Annotated in this window: 10 protein-coding genes and 1 tRNA gene; 2 read left to right on the forward strand and 9 right to left on the reverse strand. The window is 70.0% G+C overall.

The window, feature by feature from the left end:
* Positions 1 to 130: 130 nt before the first annotated feature.
* From ACIF83_RS09770 to ACIF83_RS09785, 4 genes are read right to left on the reverse strand one after another with little or no spacing between them, the layout of a single operon-like run.
* Positions 131 to 1,495 carry a GH1 family beta-glucosidase gene (locus tag ACIF83_RS09770; RefSeq protein WP_399725083.1) on the reverse strand — a complete coding sequence of 455 codons (1,365 nt, stop codon included), beginning with the start codon at positions 1,493 to 1,495 and terminating at the stop codon, positions 131 to 133.
* A gap of 38 nt (positions 1,496 to 1,533) precedes the next feature.
* Positions 1,534 to 2,373, reverse strand: a complete 840-nt coding sequence (locus tag ACIF83_RS09775) for a carbohydrate ABC transporter permease (protein WP_393484755.1) — start codon at positions 2,371 to 2,373, stop codon at positions 1,534 to 1,536.
* Positions 2,374 to 2,386: 13 nt separating this feature from the next.
* Positions 2,387 to 3,373, reverse strand: a complete 987-nt coding sequence (locus ACIF83_RS09780) for a carbohydrate ABC transporter permease (RefSeq protein WP_393484708.1) — start codon at positions 3,371 to 3,373, stop codon at positions 2,387 to 2,389.
* A 5-nt stretch (positions 3,374 to 3,378) separates the two neighbouring features.
* Positions 3,379 to 4,695 carry an ABC transporter substrate-binding protein gene (locus tag ACIF83_RS09785; RefSeq protein ID WP_393484709.1) on the reverse strand — a complete coding sequence of 439 codons (1,317 nt, stop codon included), beginning with the start codon at positions 4,693 to 4,695 and terminating at the stop codon, positions 3,379 to 3,381.
* A 195-nt stretch (positions 4,696 to 4,890) separates the two neighbouring features.
* On the opposite strand from ACIF83_RS09785, the gene ACIF83_RS09790 reads away from it, so the two are divergent.
* Positions 4,891 to 6,180, forward strand: coding sequence for an ROK family protein (locus ACIF83_RS09790; protein WP_393484710.1), 1,290 nt, complete (start codon positions 4,891 to 4,893; stop codon positions 6,178 to 6,180).
* A 382-nt stretch (positions 6,181 to 6,562) separates the two neighbouring features.
* Here ACIF83_RS09790 and ACIF83_RS09795 read toward each other — a convergent pair whose 3' ends face one another.
* The 4 genes from ACIF83_RS09795 to ACIF83_RS09810 all read right to left on the reverse strand — a co-directional run bounded on the left by ACIF83_RS09795 (position 6,563) and on the right by ACIF83_RS09810 (position 11,430).
* Positions 6,563 to 7,396, reverse strand: a complete 834-nt coding sequence (locus ACIF83_RS09795; protein WP_393484711.1) for a class II glutamine amidotransferase — start codon at positions 7,394 to 7,396, stop codon at positions 6,563 to 6,565.
* Positions 7,397 to 7,434: 38 nt separating this feature from the next.
* Positions 7,435 to 7,782 (reverse strand): carboxymuconolactone decarboxylase family protein, encoded by a 348-nt coding sequence (locus ACIF83_RS09800; RefSeq protein ID WP_399725088.1) that lies wholly within the window; start codon positions 7,780 to 7,782, stop codon positions 7,435 to 7,437.
* Positions 7,783 to 8,039: 257 nt separating this feature from the next.
* Entirely contained in the window at positions 8,040 to 10,097 is a 2,058-nt protein-coding gene (gene fusA / locus ACIF83_RS09805; RefSeq protein WP_399725091.1) for an elongation factor G, read from the reverse strand.
* Between the two features lie 361 nt (positions 10,098 to 10,458).
* Entirely contained in the window at positions 10,459 to 11,430 is a 972-nt protein-coding gene (locus tag ACIF83_RS09810; RefSeq protein ID WP_399725094.1) for a nucleotidyl transferase AbiEii/AbiGii toxin family protein, read from the reverse strand.
* A 218-nt stretch (positions 11,431 to 11,648) separates the two neighbouring features.
* On the opposite strand from ACIF83_RS09810, the gene ACIF83_RS09815 reads away from it, so the two are divergent.
* Positions 11,649 to 12,857, forward strand: coding sequence for an Ig-like domain-containing protein (locus tag ACIF83_RS09815; protein WP_399725229.1), 1,209 nt, complete (start codon positions 11,649 to 11,651; stop codon positions 12,855 to 12,857).
* Between the two features lie 173 nt (positions 12,858 to 13,030).
* On the opposite strand, the gene ACIF83_RS09820 is transcribed toward ACIF83_RS09815, so the two are convergent.
* A tRNA-Leu gene (locus ACIF83_RS09820) sits at positions 13,031 to 13,115 on the reverse strand.
* Between the last annotated feature and the right edge of the window lie 179 nt (positions 13,116 to 13,294).

Consider the following 13,294-nt stretch of genomic DNA (forward strand, 5'->3'; position numbering starts at 1 on the left):
GATGTGCTCCTCGTGCTCCTCGTGCTTCTCATACTTGGCGTGGACTTGTTGCGTTCATGACAGTCACGGGAGGGGGCGGGCCGGTGGACACGGGCTCCCGCACCGTGGCCACCGGCCCTCCGGCCCCGGCTCAGGCAGCCCGGCGCCCCCGCCCCCGGTGCGCGCGGACGATGTCCGCGTACCGGTGTCCGCTGCCCTTGATCGTGCGCACCTGGGTGCGGTAGTCGACGTGGACGAGGCCGAAGCGCTTGGCGTAGCCGTACGCCCACTCGAAGTTGTCCAGCAGCGACCAGGCGAAGTAGCCGGCGAGCGGGGCGCCCTTGCGGGCCGCCGAGGCGCAGGCGGCGAGGTGGCGCTCCAGGTAGTCCTGGCGCTCCGGGTCGTCGACGGTGCCGTAGGGGTGGACCACGTCCGGGAAGGCGGAGCCGTTCTCGGTGACGTAGATCTTCCGTGCGCCGTACTCCTCGGTGAGGCGCAGCAGCAGGGTCTCGATGCCGCTCGCGTCGATCTCCCAGTCCATGCCGGTGCGCGGGACGTCCGGGCGGCGTACGGCACGGACGCGGGGGGCCTGGCCGTCGGGGTCGTCGGCGACGTACGCCGGGAAGTAGTAGTTCAGGCCGAGCCAGTCCAGCGGGGCTGCGATGGTCTCCAGGTCGCCGGGCTGCTCCGGGAGTTCGACGCCGTACGTCTCGAGCATGTCGGCCGGGAAGCCTCGGCCGTGCACCGGGTCGAGCCACCAGCGGTTCACATGGCCGTCGTGGCGGCGGGCGGCCGCCAGGTCCTCGGGGCGGTCGGTGACGGCGTGCACGGTGGACAGGTTGTTCACGATGCCGACCTGCGCGTCGGGGACGGCGGCGCGGATCGCCTGCGTGGCGAGGCCGTGGCCGAGGAGCAGGTGGTAGGAGGCGCTTACGGCCGCGGTGAGGTCGGTCCAGCCGGGGGCCATCTTGCCCTCCAGGTGGCCGATCCAGGCTGAGCAGGAGGGCTCGTTGAGGGTCGCCCAGAGTTCGACGCGGTCGCCGAGGCGTTCGGCGACCGTCGAGGCGTACTCGGCGAACGCAAGGGCGGTCGCCCGCTCCGGCCAGCCGCCGCGGTCCTGGAGCACCTGCGGCAGGTCCCAGTGGTAGAGGGTGACGGACGGGGTGATGCCCGCCTCCAGCAGGGCGTCCACCAACTCGTCGTAGAAGGCCAGGCCCTTGGGGTTGACGGGGCCGTCGCCGCCGGGGATCACCCGTGGCCAGGCAACGGACAACCGGTAGGCGTTGGTGCCGAGTTGCCGCATCAGGCCGAGGTCCTCGCGCCAGCGGTGGTAGTGGTCGCACGCGACGTCGCCGTTGTCGTCGTTCGCGATCTTCCCCGGGGTGTGCGAGAAGGTGTCCCAGATCGACGGTGAACGACCGTCCTCGGCGACGGCCCCCTCGATCTGGTACGCCGCTGTGGCCGTGCCCCACAGGAAGTCGTGCGGGAGTGCGGCGAGGTCGATGCGTTCGGACACGGAAGTCCCTTCGGGATACGGGGTGTTGGTCACTCGGGTCACTTGACGGCGCCTGCCGTCAGACCGGCGACGAGATAGCGCTGCAGGAGCAGGAACCCGGCGACCACCGGCACGCTCACCACGAGGGAGGCGGCCATGATCTGGTTCCAGTACACGTCGTTGAGGGTGGAGTAGCCCTGGAGGCCGACGGCGAGGGTCCGGGTGGTGTCGTTGGTCATGACGGACGCGAAGAGCACCTCTCCCCACGCGGTCATGAAGGCGTACACGGCGACCGCGACGATGCCGGGGATCGCGGCCGGCACGACGATCCTGAGCAGCGCGCCGAGCGGGCCGCAGCCGTCCACCAGCGCCGCCTCGTCCAGGTCGCGGGGCACCGAGTCGAAGTAGCCGATCAGCATCCAGATCGAGAACGGGAGGGAGAAGGTGAGGTACGTCAGGATCAGGCCGCCGCGGGAGCCGAACAGGGCGATGCCGGTGGCGTTGCCGATGTTGACGTAGATGAGGAAGAGCGGGAGGAGGAAGAGGATGCCGGGGAACATCTGCGTCGACAGGACGGTGACGGTGAAGACCCGTTTACCGCGGAATTCGTAGCGGCTGACGGCGTAGGCGGCGAACACCGCGATGACCACCGAGCAGATGGTCGCCGCGCCCGCCACGATCAGCGAGTTCACGAAGTACTTGGCGAGCGGGACCGTCGACCAGATGTCGATGTAGGGGCGGATGGTCAGCCCGCTGGGCAGCCAGCGGAACTTGCCCGTGACGTCCGCGAGCGGCTTCAGCGAGCTGGAGACCATCACGTACACCGGCAGCAGCACGAAGCCGGTGAGCAGGGTGAGGAAGATCCGCCGGGACCACAGGAACGAACGGGGCGGCGCCATCGGGGAGCTGGGATCAGACATCGGCGGCCCTCCGTCCGCGCGAGGTGAACAGGAGGTACAGGCCGGTCACGACCAGCAGGAACAGCAGGAGCAGGACGGACATGGCGGATCCGGTGCCGAAGTTCCAGGTGACGAAGGACGCCTGGTAGATGTGGACCGAGATGAGGTCGGCGGCATCGGGGGCGGCCTTGCCGAACATCACGTACGGCGTGTTGAAGTCGTTGAACGTCCAGAGGAACAGGACCAGGATCAGCACCTGGTTGACCGGACGCAGGGACGGAAGGGTGATGCGGCGGATCTGCTGCCACATCCCGGCGCCGTCCAGCGCCGCTGCCTCGTACAGCTCGCGCGGGATGTTCTGCAGCCCGGCCATCACGATGAGGAAGGCGAACGGCCAGCCCTTCCACACGGACACGGTCAGCAGGGCGTAGAAACTGTTGTCGCCGATGAGCCAGAAGGAGGGCTTGTCGGTGAGGTGCAGTTGGTCGTGCAGGACGTGGTTCACCAGGCCGTTGTCGTGCTGGAACATGAACACCCAGGTGATGACGGCCGCGTAGACGGGCAGCGCGTACGGCACCAGGAACAGGGCCCGCAGCAGACCGCGGCCGCGGAAAGCGTCCTGCATGAAGATCGCGGCGGCGGTGCCGATCAGCCAGCACAGGCCGACCGAGAGCAGGGTGAAGCCGACGGTGACGAAGAACGAGTGCAGCAGCGCCTCGCCGACGGGCGCGTCGAAGTCCACCGACAGCTTGTAGTTGCCGAGGCCGGACCAGGGGGCGGTCCCCCAGTCGCGGATGTAGAACTGGGTGAGTTCCTTGAAGCTCATCACGATGCCGATGACCATCGGCACCAGATGGACGAGGAGTTCGAGCAGCAGGGCGGGCAGGAGCAGCAGGTAGGGCAGTCCGATGCTACGGATCCGCCCGGCGCGGCGGCGGGGTTCGCGCGCCGCGCCGGGGGAGGTCTCGCGCACCGGCTCCTTCAGAGCGGTGGTGGTCATCGTGCTCAGGCCGCCGGCATCTGCTGCTGGGCCTTCTCCAGCTTGGCCTTGACGGAGTCGGTGGTCACCGCGCGTCCGGCGGCGGCGTCGGCGAACAGCTCCTTGACGGCCGTACCTACCGTCGTCTCGAACTGCGACTCGGCGGCGACCTGCGGCAGCGCGGCGGCGCTGGTGGCGAGGGTGCTCTTCAGCACCGCGGTGGCCGGGGAGTTGAACGCCGCGTCCTCCTGGGCGGCCTTGACCGGTGGGACGGTGCTGTAGGCCGTGTTGAGGGTCTTCTGCTCGTCGTCGCTGGTCATGAACTTCACGAACTTCGTGGCGCCGTCGAGGTTGTGGCTGTTCTTGAAGACCGCGATGTTGATGCCGGCGACCATCGAGTTGGTCTGGGCGCCGGCGCCGGGGGTGCCGGACTGCACGGGCACGGGGGTGATGCCGTAGGCGTCCTCGTTCATGCCCTGGGACTTGAGGTTGGCGGAGGCGGACTGCCACAGCAGCATGGCCTGCTTGCCCTTGGCGAAGTCGCTGACGGACTGGTTCTGCGCGTACTCGGCGTCGCCGGTCGGGATGACCTTGTCCTTGGCCATCAGGTCGACGTACTGCTTGACCGCCTCGACCACCTTGGGGTTGGTGAAGTCCGGCTTGCCGTCGGCGGTGAAGAAGTCGGCGCCGTGCTGCTTGGCGAAGACGAAGACGTGGTGGATGTTCTCCGACACGTTCGAGCCCTCGGCGCCGAGGACCGACTTGCCCTTCGCCTTGATCTTCTTGCCGTCGGCGATCAGCTCGTCCCAGGTGGCCGGGGGCTTGGAGATGCCGGCGTCGGCGAAGATCTGCTTGTTGTAGTAGAGCGCGTACGCCATCGAGTACAGCGGTACGGCGGCCGGGTCCTTGCCCTGGGCGCCCGTCGACCCGAGCGCGGAGTCGACGAACCGGTCCTTGCCGCCGATCTTGTCGAAGTTCTTGGCGTCCCACGGCAGCAGTGCGCCGGTGGCCTGCAGGGAGGCGCTCCAGGTGTTGCCGATGTTCAGCACGTCCGGGCCCTGACCGGACGTGGTCGCCGTCAGGATCCGGTTCAGCAGATCGGACCAGGGCACGACCTCCAGCTTCACCTTGATCCCGGTCTGCTTCTCGAACTTGTCGAGTTCGGGCTGGAGGACCTTCTTGTCGACGGCGATACTGGCCCCCTGGTTGGAGGCCCAGTAGGTCAGCGTCTTCGGCGAGTCGCCGGACCCGCTGCCGCTCGACGAACCGCCTCCGCAGGCCGTAGCCGCGAGGGCGAGAGACATGGTGACGGCACCTACGGCCGCGGCTCGGATGCTGCGCATGGCTCCTGGTGTCCCTTTCCGGGAGTCGAGAACCCCGAGGGGCCGCTCGCGGAAGCCGACACCCGTTCGACCCTCGAAGCCCCTCATGGCTTAATTTAGGATGTGAGTTAAACCTCAAGAGAATCGCTCGTCAAGGGATCCGGCAACGGCATCCGCTCCGGCGGGCCACAAATATGCGCGAACCAGGGAGGTCGGGTGGCAGGGCTGGGCGGCCGTACGGTGCGTGACCTGCGGCGGGAGAGCCGGAGCGCCGTTCTGCAACGGTTGTATTTCGACGGCCCGATGAGCCGGCACGCGCTCGGCCCGGCGACCGGGCTGAGTTCGGGCTCCGTCAGCAACGTCGCGGCCGAACTCCTGGCCGACGGCCTGGTGGAGGAGGCGGGCATCGTCGACTCCGACGCCGGCCGCCCGCGCCGACTGCTGCGGATACGACCGGACAGCGGCCGGCTCATCGGGGTCGACGTCGGCGAGACCCGGGTTCGGGTGGAGCTGTTCGACCTCGCACTACGCGAACTCGCCCGAGCCGAACGCCCGTTGGGCCCACGCGGATACGACGTCGACGCCGTCGTCGGCCATGTGCACGAGGGCATGGCCGAGGTGTTCCGTACGGCCGCGCTCGCCCCCGACGACCTCCTCGGCGTGGGCATCGGCGTGCCCGGCATCATCGAGGACGCGGGCGAGCAGGGCGCCGTCGTCCACGGCCAGACGATCGGCTGGAACGCGGTCCCACTGGAGCGACGGCTCCGCCTGACCGGCCAACTCCCCTCCCACATTCCCTACTTCATCGACAACGGCGCCAAGACCCTGGGGCAGGCCGAGATGTGGTTCGGCGCCGGCCGCGGTGCCCGCAACGCCGTGGTCGTACTCTTCGGCTCCGGCGTCGGCGCCTGCGTGGTCACCGAGGAGGCGGCCCAGGGACGGGCGGTGGAGTGGGGACATCTGACGGTACGCGTCGGCGGGCGCCGATGCCGGTGCGGTGCCCGGGGCTGTCTGGAGGCGTACGCGGGCGCGGAGGCGCTGGTCGCACGCTGGAAGGAGGCGGGCGGGCGGCCGTCGCCCGGGGCAGGCGAGGAGAGGGCCCTGACCGAACTGCTCGCCGCAGCCCGCCCCTCGAACGACAGCCCGCCCGACCCGGTGGCGGCGGCCGTCCTGGCCGAGACAGCCGAGTACCTGGGCGCCGGCCTGTCCGACCTGATCAACCTCTTCCAGCCCGAACGCGTCCTGATCGGCGGCTGGGCGGGCCTCCAACTGGGCGGCGCCTTCCTGGACGAGGTCCGCGCCCACGCCCTCGCACAGGCACTCCGCTTCCCCGCGGGCAGGGTCGGCATCGAACTGGGCCGACTCGGACCGGACGCGGTCACCGTGGGGGCGGCGGTCCTTCCGCTGGCGGCGTTCTTCGCCCGGGGCGGGCAACGGCCGAGGCCCGCGGCGCGGCCGGTGAAGGCACCGGCCTGGCGGGCGGCGGTGGACGGACGGCTGGCGTGAGGGTCCCTCCGGGGGTTGAGCAGGCATCGTGTTCCCGGCCAAGTCGGCACCGGTCAGGGTTCCTGCGTCGGCCGGTGTCGGTGGGCAGCCCGGTGGGAGCCGCTGGAGCGCGCCTCACCGCCGCAGCAAGGCGGCGTCGTACGACCGGCCAAGTGAGCAATTCGCCGCGCCGCCGACCGGCGAACCGCCCGGCGCGCCGCCGGCCCGGCGAGGTCAGCCGCGCCGCCGGCGCCGCCTCGGCACCACGCTACGCACGGCATTCCCGGACGACCGCCCCGGGCTGCGGCACCCGTAAGACAGTGTCGAGCGCGCGGCAGCGCGAGTCGGCTGCTCCGAATCGCGCCTCCCGGCACGGCGTGGCGCGTACCCCGCAGGACACCCGTCAGGGCTCCTCCGGCCGGAAGTCCTGTAGAACGTCCCCGCCCGGCTGGACGATTCCATAGCTGTTCGCCGGGACCTCGATCCAGGCGCCGGGCAGGTCGCCGAGGGGTTCCGAGACCACCAGGCGGGTCTCGTCCGAGACGTCTCTCAAGAAGTCGGTCTCCGGGTGCAGGGCTCGTAGGTCCTCCACGCCGGCGCTGTAGTACAGCGACCTCGGCGTGCCCTCGCTGGCGTACCGGAAGGCCAGGAGCCGTTCCCCGTCAGCCACCGCGATCGTCATCTGCAGCGGGGCCTGCACCCCGTGCTCCCGGCCGATCCGCTCGACGAAGCCCGTCATACGGGCGACGGCACCGGGCGGGTCCTCCTCCAGTCCGAACGTGAGGGCCAGGAAGAACATCGCCTCGGAGTCCGTGGTGCCCTCGATCGACGCGAAGAGCTCCGGGTCGACGGCGAGGAGGAGAGCCCGGCGGAATGTGTGGAAACCCGCGATGGAGCCGTTGTGCATCCACATCCAGCGGTCGTACCGGAACGGGTGGCAGTTGGTCTGCTGCACTGCCGTACCGGTGGAGGCCCGGACGTGCGCGAAGAACAGGGGGGCGCGGACGTGTCCGGCGATCTCCTGTAGGTTGCGGTTGCTCCAGGCCGGGCCGATGTCGTGGAACACGGCCGGAGTGCGGGCGTGTTCCTCGTACCAGCCGATGCCGAAACCGTCGCCGTTGGTCGTCTCGACGCCCATCCGCGCGTGCAGGCTCTGGTCGATCAGCGAGTGTTTCGGGCGGTACAGGACCTCGTCCATGACCAGAGGAGTTCCCGAGTAGGCAAGCCAGCGGCACATGGTTCACGCCCTTCGCAGGTGATCGCGGCGGCCGACGGTCATGCCGCGTCCGTTCCCGGCAGGTCCAGCCCGAAGGCCACCCCGATGTTCTGGGCCGCGGACACCACACGGGCTCTGCCCACGACGGGGGCGATAGCCACGAGCGTGCCCTGGATCTTCTCGAACGAGAGGCCGAGCTGTTCCGCCGTGCCGATGTTGAGCAGGTAGGAGGCCGGTGCGGCGTCCAGGGCCACCAGGGCGGCGATGCGGGTGAGCAGATAGCTCTCCGCATCGAGTCCGGACCGCTCGAAGGTGTCGAGCGTCATCCGGACGATCGTTTCGAACACAGGAGCGTTCGCCTCGGCGAGAGCGGCCACGCCACTCGCGCCCGTGATGTCCTCGGTCATCTTCGCCTCACGCCTTCCGGGCCGCGGACCACCGGTGTCCGTCTTCCACCTCATCCGGCTCCCCGAGTGAGGGCATCGCCCGGCGAGGGTGATTTTCCGGCCGTCCGGGGGCAGCCCGGAGACCGAGGACCGCCACTGTGTCCGCGGTCCCCGGGCGCCCGTCGTTCCGCTGCCGAGGTCGCGGGCCGGCCGGTGAAGGCACGAGGGGCGCGTGGTGCGCCCCTCGTGCCGGTGCGGCCCACCGCACCAGGGCAGGGCTACCGAGCCGGTGCCGGCTGCGGCGCCGGCGCGTAACCGGCCGGCCGGGTGGTGAACGTGCCCCGCCCCTGGGTCCGGCTGCGCAACCGAGTCGCGTAGCCGAACAGCTCGGCCAGCGGCACGGTCGCGGTCAGGACCGCGGAGCCGCCCCGGCTCTCGGACCCGTTGACCCGCCCGCGCCGAGCGGCCAGATCGCCGAGCACCCCGCCGACCGCGTCCTCCGGCACGGTGACCGTGACCTCGGCCACCGGTTCCAGCAGGGCCACCGCGCAGGCACGCAGCGCCTCGCGCAACCCCAGCCGCCCGGCGGTCCGGAAGGCCATCTCGGAGGAGTCCTTCACATGGGTGGAGCCGTCGGTCAGCGTGACCCGCAGCCCGGTCACCGGGTGCCCGCCGAGCGGCCCCTCGGCCAGGGCGTCCCGGCAGCCGGCCTCCACGGCGCGCACGTACTCCTGCGGCACCCGGCCGCCGACCACGACGGACCGGAACTCGAAGCCGGTGGCCCCGACTTCGGTCCCGAGCGGCTCGACGTCGAGGACGACATGCGCGAACTGCCCGGCACCGCCGTCCTGTTTGACATGCCGATGGACAAGACCGCTCACCCCGCGCACGACCGTCTCCCGATGCGCGACCCGCGGACGCCCCACGACAACCTCCGGTCCACCGTCACGGCGGATCTTCTCCACCGCGACCTCCAGATGCAGCTCGCCCATGCCGGACAGCACGGTCTGCCCGGTCTCGTCGTCGGTGCGCACCACCAGCGAGGGGTCCTCCTCCGCCAGCCGCGCGAGCGCCGTCGCCAGCCGCCCGGTGTCGGTGCTGCTGCGCGCCTCGACGGCGACGGACACCACGGGCTCGGCGACCACGGGCGCCTCCAGGAGCAGCGGGGCGCCGGGATCGCAGAGGGTCGAACCGGCCCGCGCCGACTTCAGGCCCGCGAACGCGACGATGTCACCGGCGACCGCCCGGTCCAGCTGGACGTGCCGGTCCGCCATGACCCGCAGGATCCGCGCCACCCGCTCGGTGCGCCCGGTGCCGGGGTCCCACACGGTGTCTCCCTTCCCGATCGTGCCCGAGTAGACGCGCACACAGGTCAGACGCCCGATGCCGGCCGCGTTCACCTTGAACGCGAGGGCAGCGAACGGTGCTTCGGGGTCGGCGGGCCGCCGCTGTTCGGTGTCGCCGTGGACACCGCGTACGGCGGGCACGTCCAGCGGCGACGGCAGGTACGCCACCACCGCGTCCAGCAGCGGCTCGATGCCGCGGTTGCGGTAGGCGGAGCCGCACAGCACGACCACGCCGTCGCCGGTGCGGGTGAGGTCCCGGAGGGCGGCGACCAGGGTCGGCTCGGACAGAGCGGACTGCGCACAGAACTCCTCCAGTGCGGCCGGATGCAGTTCGGCCACCGCCTCCTCCAGCACCCGGCGCCGCCGCAGGGCCTCCTGCGCCAGCGTCTCGGGAACCGGCCCCGCAACCGCCGTACCGCCACCGCCGTCCCAGACCAGGGAACGCATGCGCACCAGGTCCACCACGCCGGTGAAACCGCCCTCGGCCCCGATCGGCAACTGGACGACGAGCGGGGCAGGATGCAGCCGTTCCCGGATCGATTCGACGGCCCGGTCGAGATCGGCGCCCGCGCGGTCCAGCTTGTTGACGAAGGCGATTCTCGGCACACCGTGCCGGTCGGCCTGCCGCCACACCGACTCGCTCTGCGGCTCGACGCCGGCGACGGCGTCGAAGACGGCGATCGCCCCGTCGAGGACGCGCAGCGAACGTTCGACCTCGTCGGCGAAGTCGACGTGGCCCGGGGTGTCGATGAGGTTGATGCGGTGGCCGTCCCAGCCGCAGCTGACGGCCGCGGCGAAGATGGTGATGCCACGGTCGCGTTCCTGCGGGTCGAAGTCGGTGACGGTGGTGCCCTCGTGGACCTCGCCGCGCTTGTGGGTGGTCCCCGTCGCGTACAGGAAGCGCTCGGTGACGGTGGTCTTGCCGGCGTCGACGTGGGCGAGGATGCCGAGGTTGCGGACGGTGGCGAGGGTGCTGACGTTGGTACGCACGGCCCAGGGCCTTTCTGAGGATCAGGAAAAGGGGCAGCGCGATTTCCCGTGCGGAGGCGCAGAGGGACCCGGCTCGGACACCCGCCGCCCGGCAGGTGTGAGCTGTGTGGTGCGAGCTGGGAGTGAACCGGGTCAGAGCGTCGTCACGGGCATCCGGTGCCGGCCGCGCAGCGGGCACCGGACGGACGAGGACACCAGGATCACCTCGGACCGTGACGGGGGGACGACGACGGCGGTACGGTCACGCACGGCCCGGCTCCCCTCGGTGTCAGTGGTCACGAAACGCGCGGCCGAGATGTGTCAACGCCGCGCGATGCAGGGTGAGTCTAGGGAAAGCGATCAGGAACCGAGTACCGATTTTTCACGCGCCGATCGGTCCCAGCGCCCGGGCGAGCCGTCGCAGCCACTCCTGCGCCGTGCCCCGCACCCACGGGTACCTCTCCCGGAACCCGGCCCAGTCCACGTCCCAGCGCTCCACCGCGCCCGGGCGGAGAGCGTCCGCCTCCCCGCACGCCGCACGCCGGAAGACCGACCTCAGCAGACGCGGCGCAAGGGACGCCCCCTCCCCCTCGGCGAGGAGCACCGCGTCGTACAGATCCTTGCCCTGCGCCCGGCCGTCGTCCCGGCTGTCGGTGTACAGCCACAACAACTTCCAGGCCAGGGACAGCTCCCGGCTCGCGGTCCGCACCGCGGTGGGCGCTCGCCCGTCGCCGCGCGGTATCAGGGTCCACACCGGGGGCTCGGGAAGCAGCTCGTCACGGGCGAAGTCCAGCCGTACCTCGCCCGCGGGCATCCCTTCGCTCTGCCAGGGGATGAGCAGCCGTACCCCTGGTGTGTCGTACTCCGTGTACGTCCACGTGCCGTCCACGCGCGCCTTCTCCGCGTCGAGGAAGACACCCGGGGCCGCCCAGGGCCGCTGCGCCACGCGTTCAAGCAGGTCCAGGTACGGGGGGCCGGACTCCACGAGGTCCTCGTCCGGCAGCCAGTGCAGGCCCTCGGGTGGGAGGACGGGCCGCTGTCCGGCGGTGTCGAACTCCTCGTACGTCCACATCTCGTACCGTGCCGCGCCGTCGGCGGCCTCCGGCCACTGCTGCACCGTGTCGAGCGCGTCGACGTACGGATACGGGTCCAGCGCATCGACCCCGGCGGCGTGCTCCAGGACCACCCAGTCGAGATCGGCGGGCTCGCGCGCCGCGGCTCCCACCCAGGCTGGCATGACCATGCTTCCGCGCAGGACAAGGCTTCCGCTCCAGGGAGCGTCCGCGATCAGATCCAGCACATGATCCAGAGCCGCACGCCGGCTCACCGACTCGTCGCCTCGTTCCCCGTTCACGGGGCAGACCGTAGCGTCCGCCACTGACAACGGTGGGTGAGGAGAGCACCCCACGGCGCGTGGACTTCGCCACAATTCACTCCCTTAAGGAGGGATGAATGCGTAAAAGTAGTTCTTTGAATCTGGTTGCCCTCCTCCGGTAACCAGTTGCAGGGAATCAAGGACCAGTGGCATGGGAGAAGCGTTTGATCACGGTACGTAAGCGACGCACCGGGCAGATGGCTACGGCCGGCGTACTCGGCGGCGTACTCGCACTCACGGTGCTCGGCGGTACCAGCAACGCTGCCACCGGCGACAACAACCCCGGTACCCCCCAGAAATCGCAGGCGCCGGCAGATCAGACGGGCGCCCAGGACGCTTCCGACGCCCGAATAGAGATCACGTCCGGGGAAGGTGCCTACAACGTCGGGATCGACGACCCCGTCAAGGTCACCGTCAGCGACGGCCAGCTCACCAAGGTGACCATGACCGCTACCGCGACCGGTGCCGAGGTTCCGGGCACCGTGTCCGCGGACGGCACGTCCTGGAAGCCGAACGGCCCGCTGGCGCCGGCTACCCGATATCAGGTCGCCGCAGACGCCGTGGACGCCAAGAAGCGCCCCGTCAGCGGGAACGCCACGATCACCACGGTCTCCCCGGCCAACGACTTCATCGGGCACCTCTCCCCCGAGAACGGCTCGACCGTCGGCGTGGGCATGCCGGTCACGGTCAACTTCGGCACGGCGATCAGCAACAAGGCCGCCGTGGAGTCGGAGATCCAGGTCAGCTCCAGCAGCGGCCAGCAGGTCGTCGGTCACTGGCTCAACGACAACCGCCTGGACTTCCGCCCCGAGAACTACTGGAAGCCCGGTTCCACCGTCACCGTCAAGCTCACCCGTCAGGGCATCCAGAAGACGGTCACGTTCAAGATCGGCCGGAGCCAGATCAGCACTGTCGACGCCAAGACGAAACAGATGACCGTCGTACGGGACGGCAAGACGATCAAGACCATTCCGATCTCGTCCGGCAGCCCCGAGCACCCGACGTACAACGGTCAGATGGTCATCTCCGAGAAGTTCAGGCACGTCCATATGAACGGTTCGACCGTCGGCCTCACGGAGAAGGACGGCAAGCCCTCGTACGACATCAAGGCCGTACCGCACGCCATGCGTCTGACCGACTCGGGCACGTTCATCCATGGCAACTACTGGGGTGCCGACTCGGTCTTCGGCAAGGTCAACACCAGCCACGGCTGCGTGGGCCTGAAGGACATCAGGGGCGGCGGCAACGACAAACTGCCCGCCGCGTGGTTCTTCGACAACTCGCTGATCGGCGACGTCGTGATCGTCAAGAACTCCCAGGACAAGGCCACGGTGGCCCCGGGCAACGGCCTCGGCGACTGGAACATGCCGTGGACCGAGTGGGTCTCGGGCAGCGCGACCGGCTGACGCCGCAGCGCTCCACGCACGGAACCTGCATCACTTCCGCCAGGCGGCGGCCGACACCATGTCGGCCGCCGCCTGCGGTGTCGGACCTGCGGGAAGACGTGGTCTGCCACGACAACGCAACGAGGACCCCGACCGTCAGGTCGAGGCCCTCGCTTCTGTACCACTACTACGAGTGTCCGAGGGGGGACTTGAACCCCCACGCCCGATAAAGGGCACTAGCACCTCAAGCTAGCGCGTCTGCCATTCCGCCACCCGGACTAGGTGTCTGCCGCCTTGCGGGGGCTGTTCCCCGCGGCGACATGGACAACAATACCAAGGTTTCGGAGTGCGTTTCACCTGCATATCCGTGCGGTGAGCGGGGGTCGGGGCGCGACTGTGCGCCCCGGCCGACGGGATGCACGCGGAGTGAGCGGGCGTACACGGAGCGGCTGGACGCG

It is taken from the genome of Streptomyces sp. NPDC085866 (genome assembly GCF_044541035.1).
GTDB lineage: Bacteria > Actinomycetota > Actinomycetes > Streptomycetales > Streptomycetaceae > Streptomyces.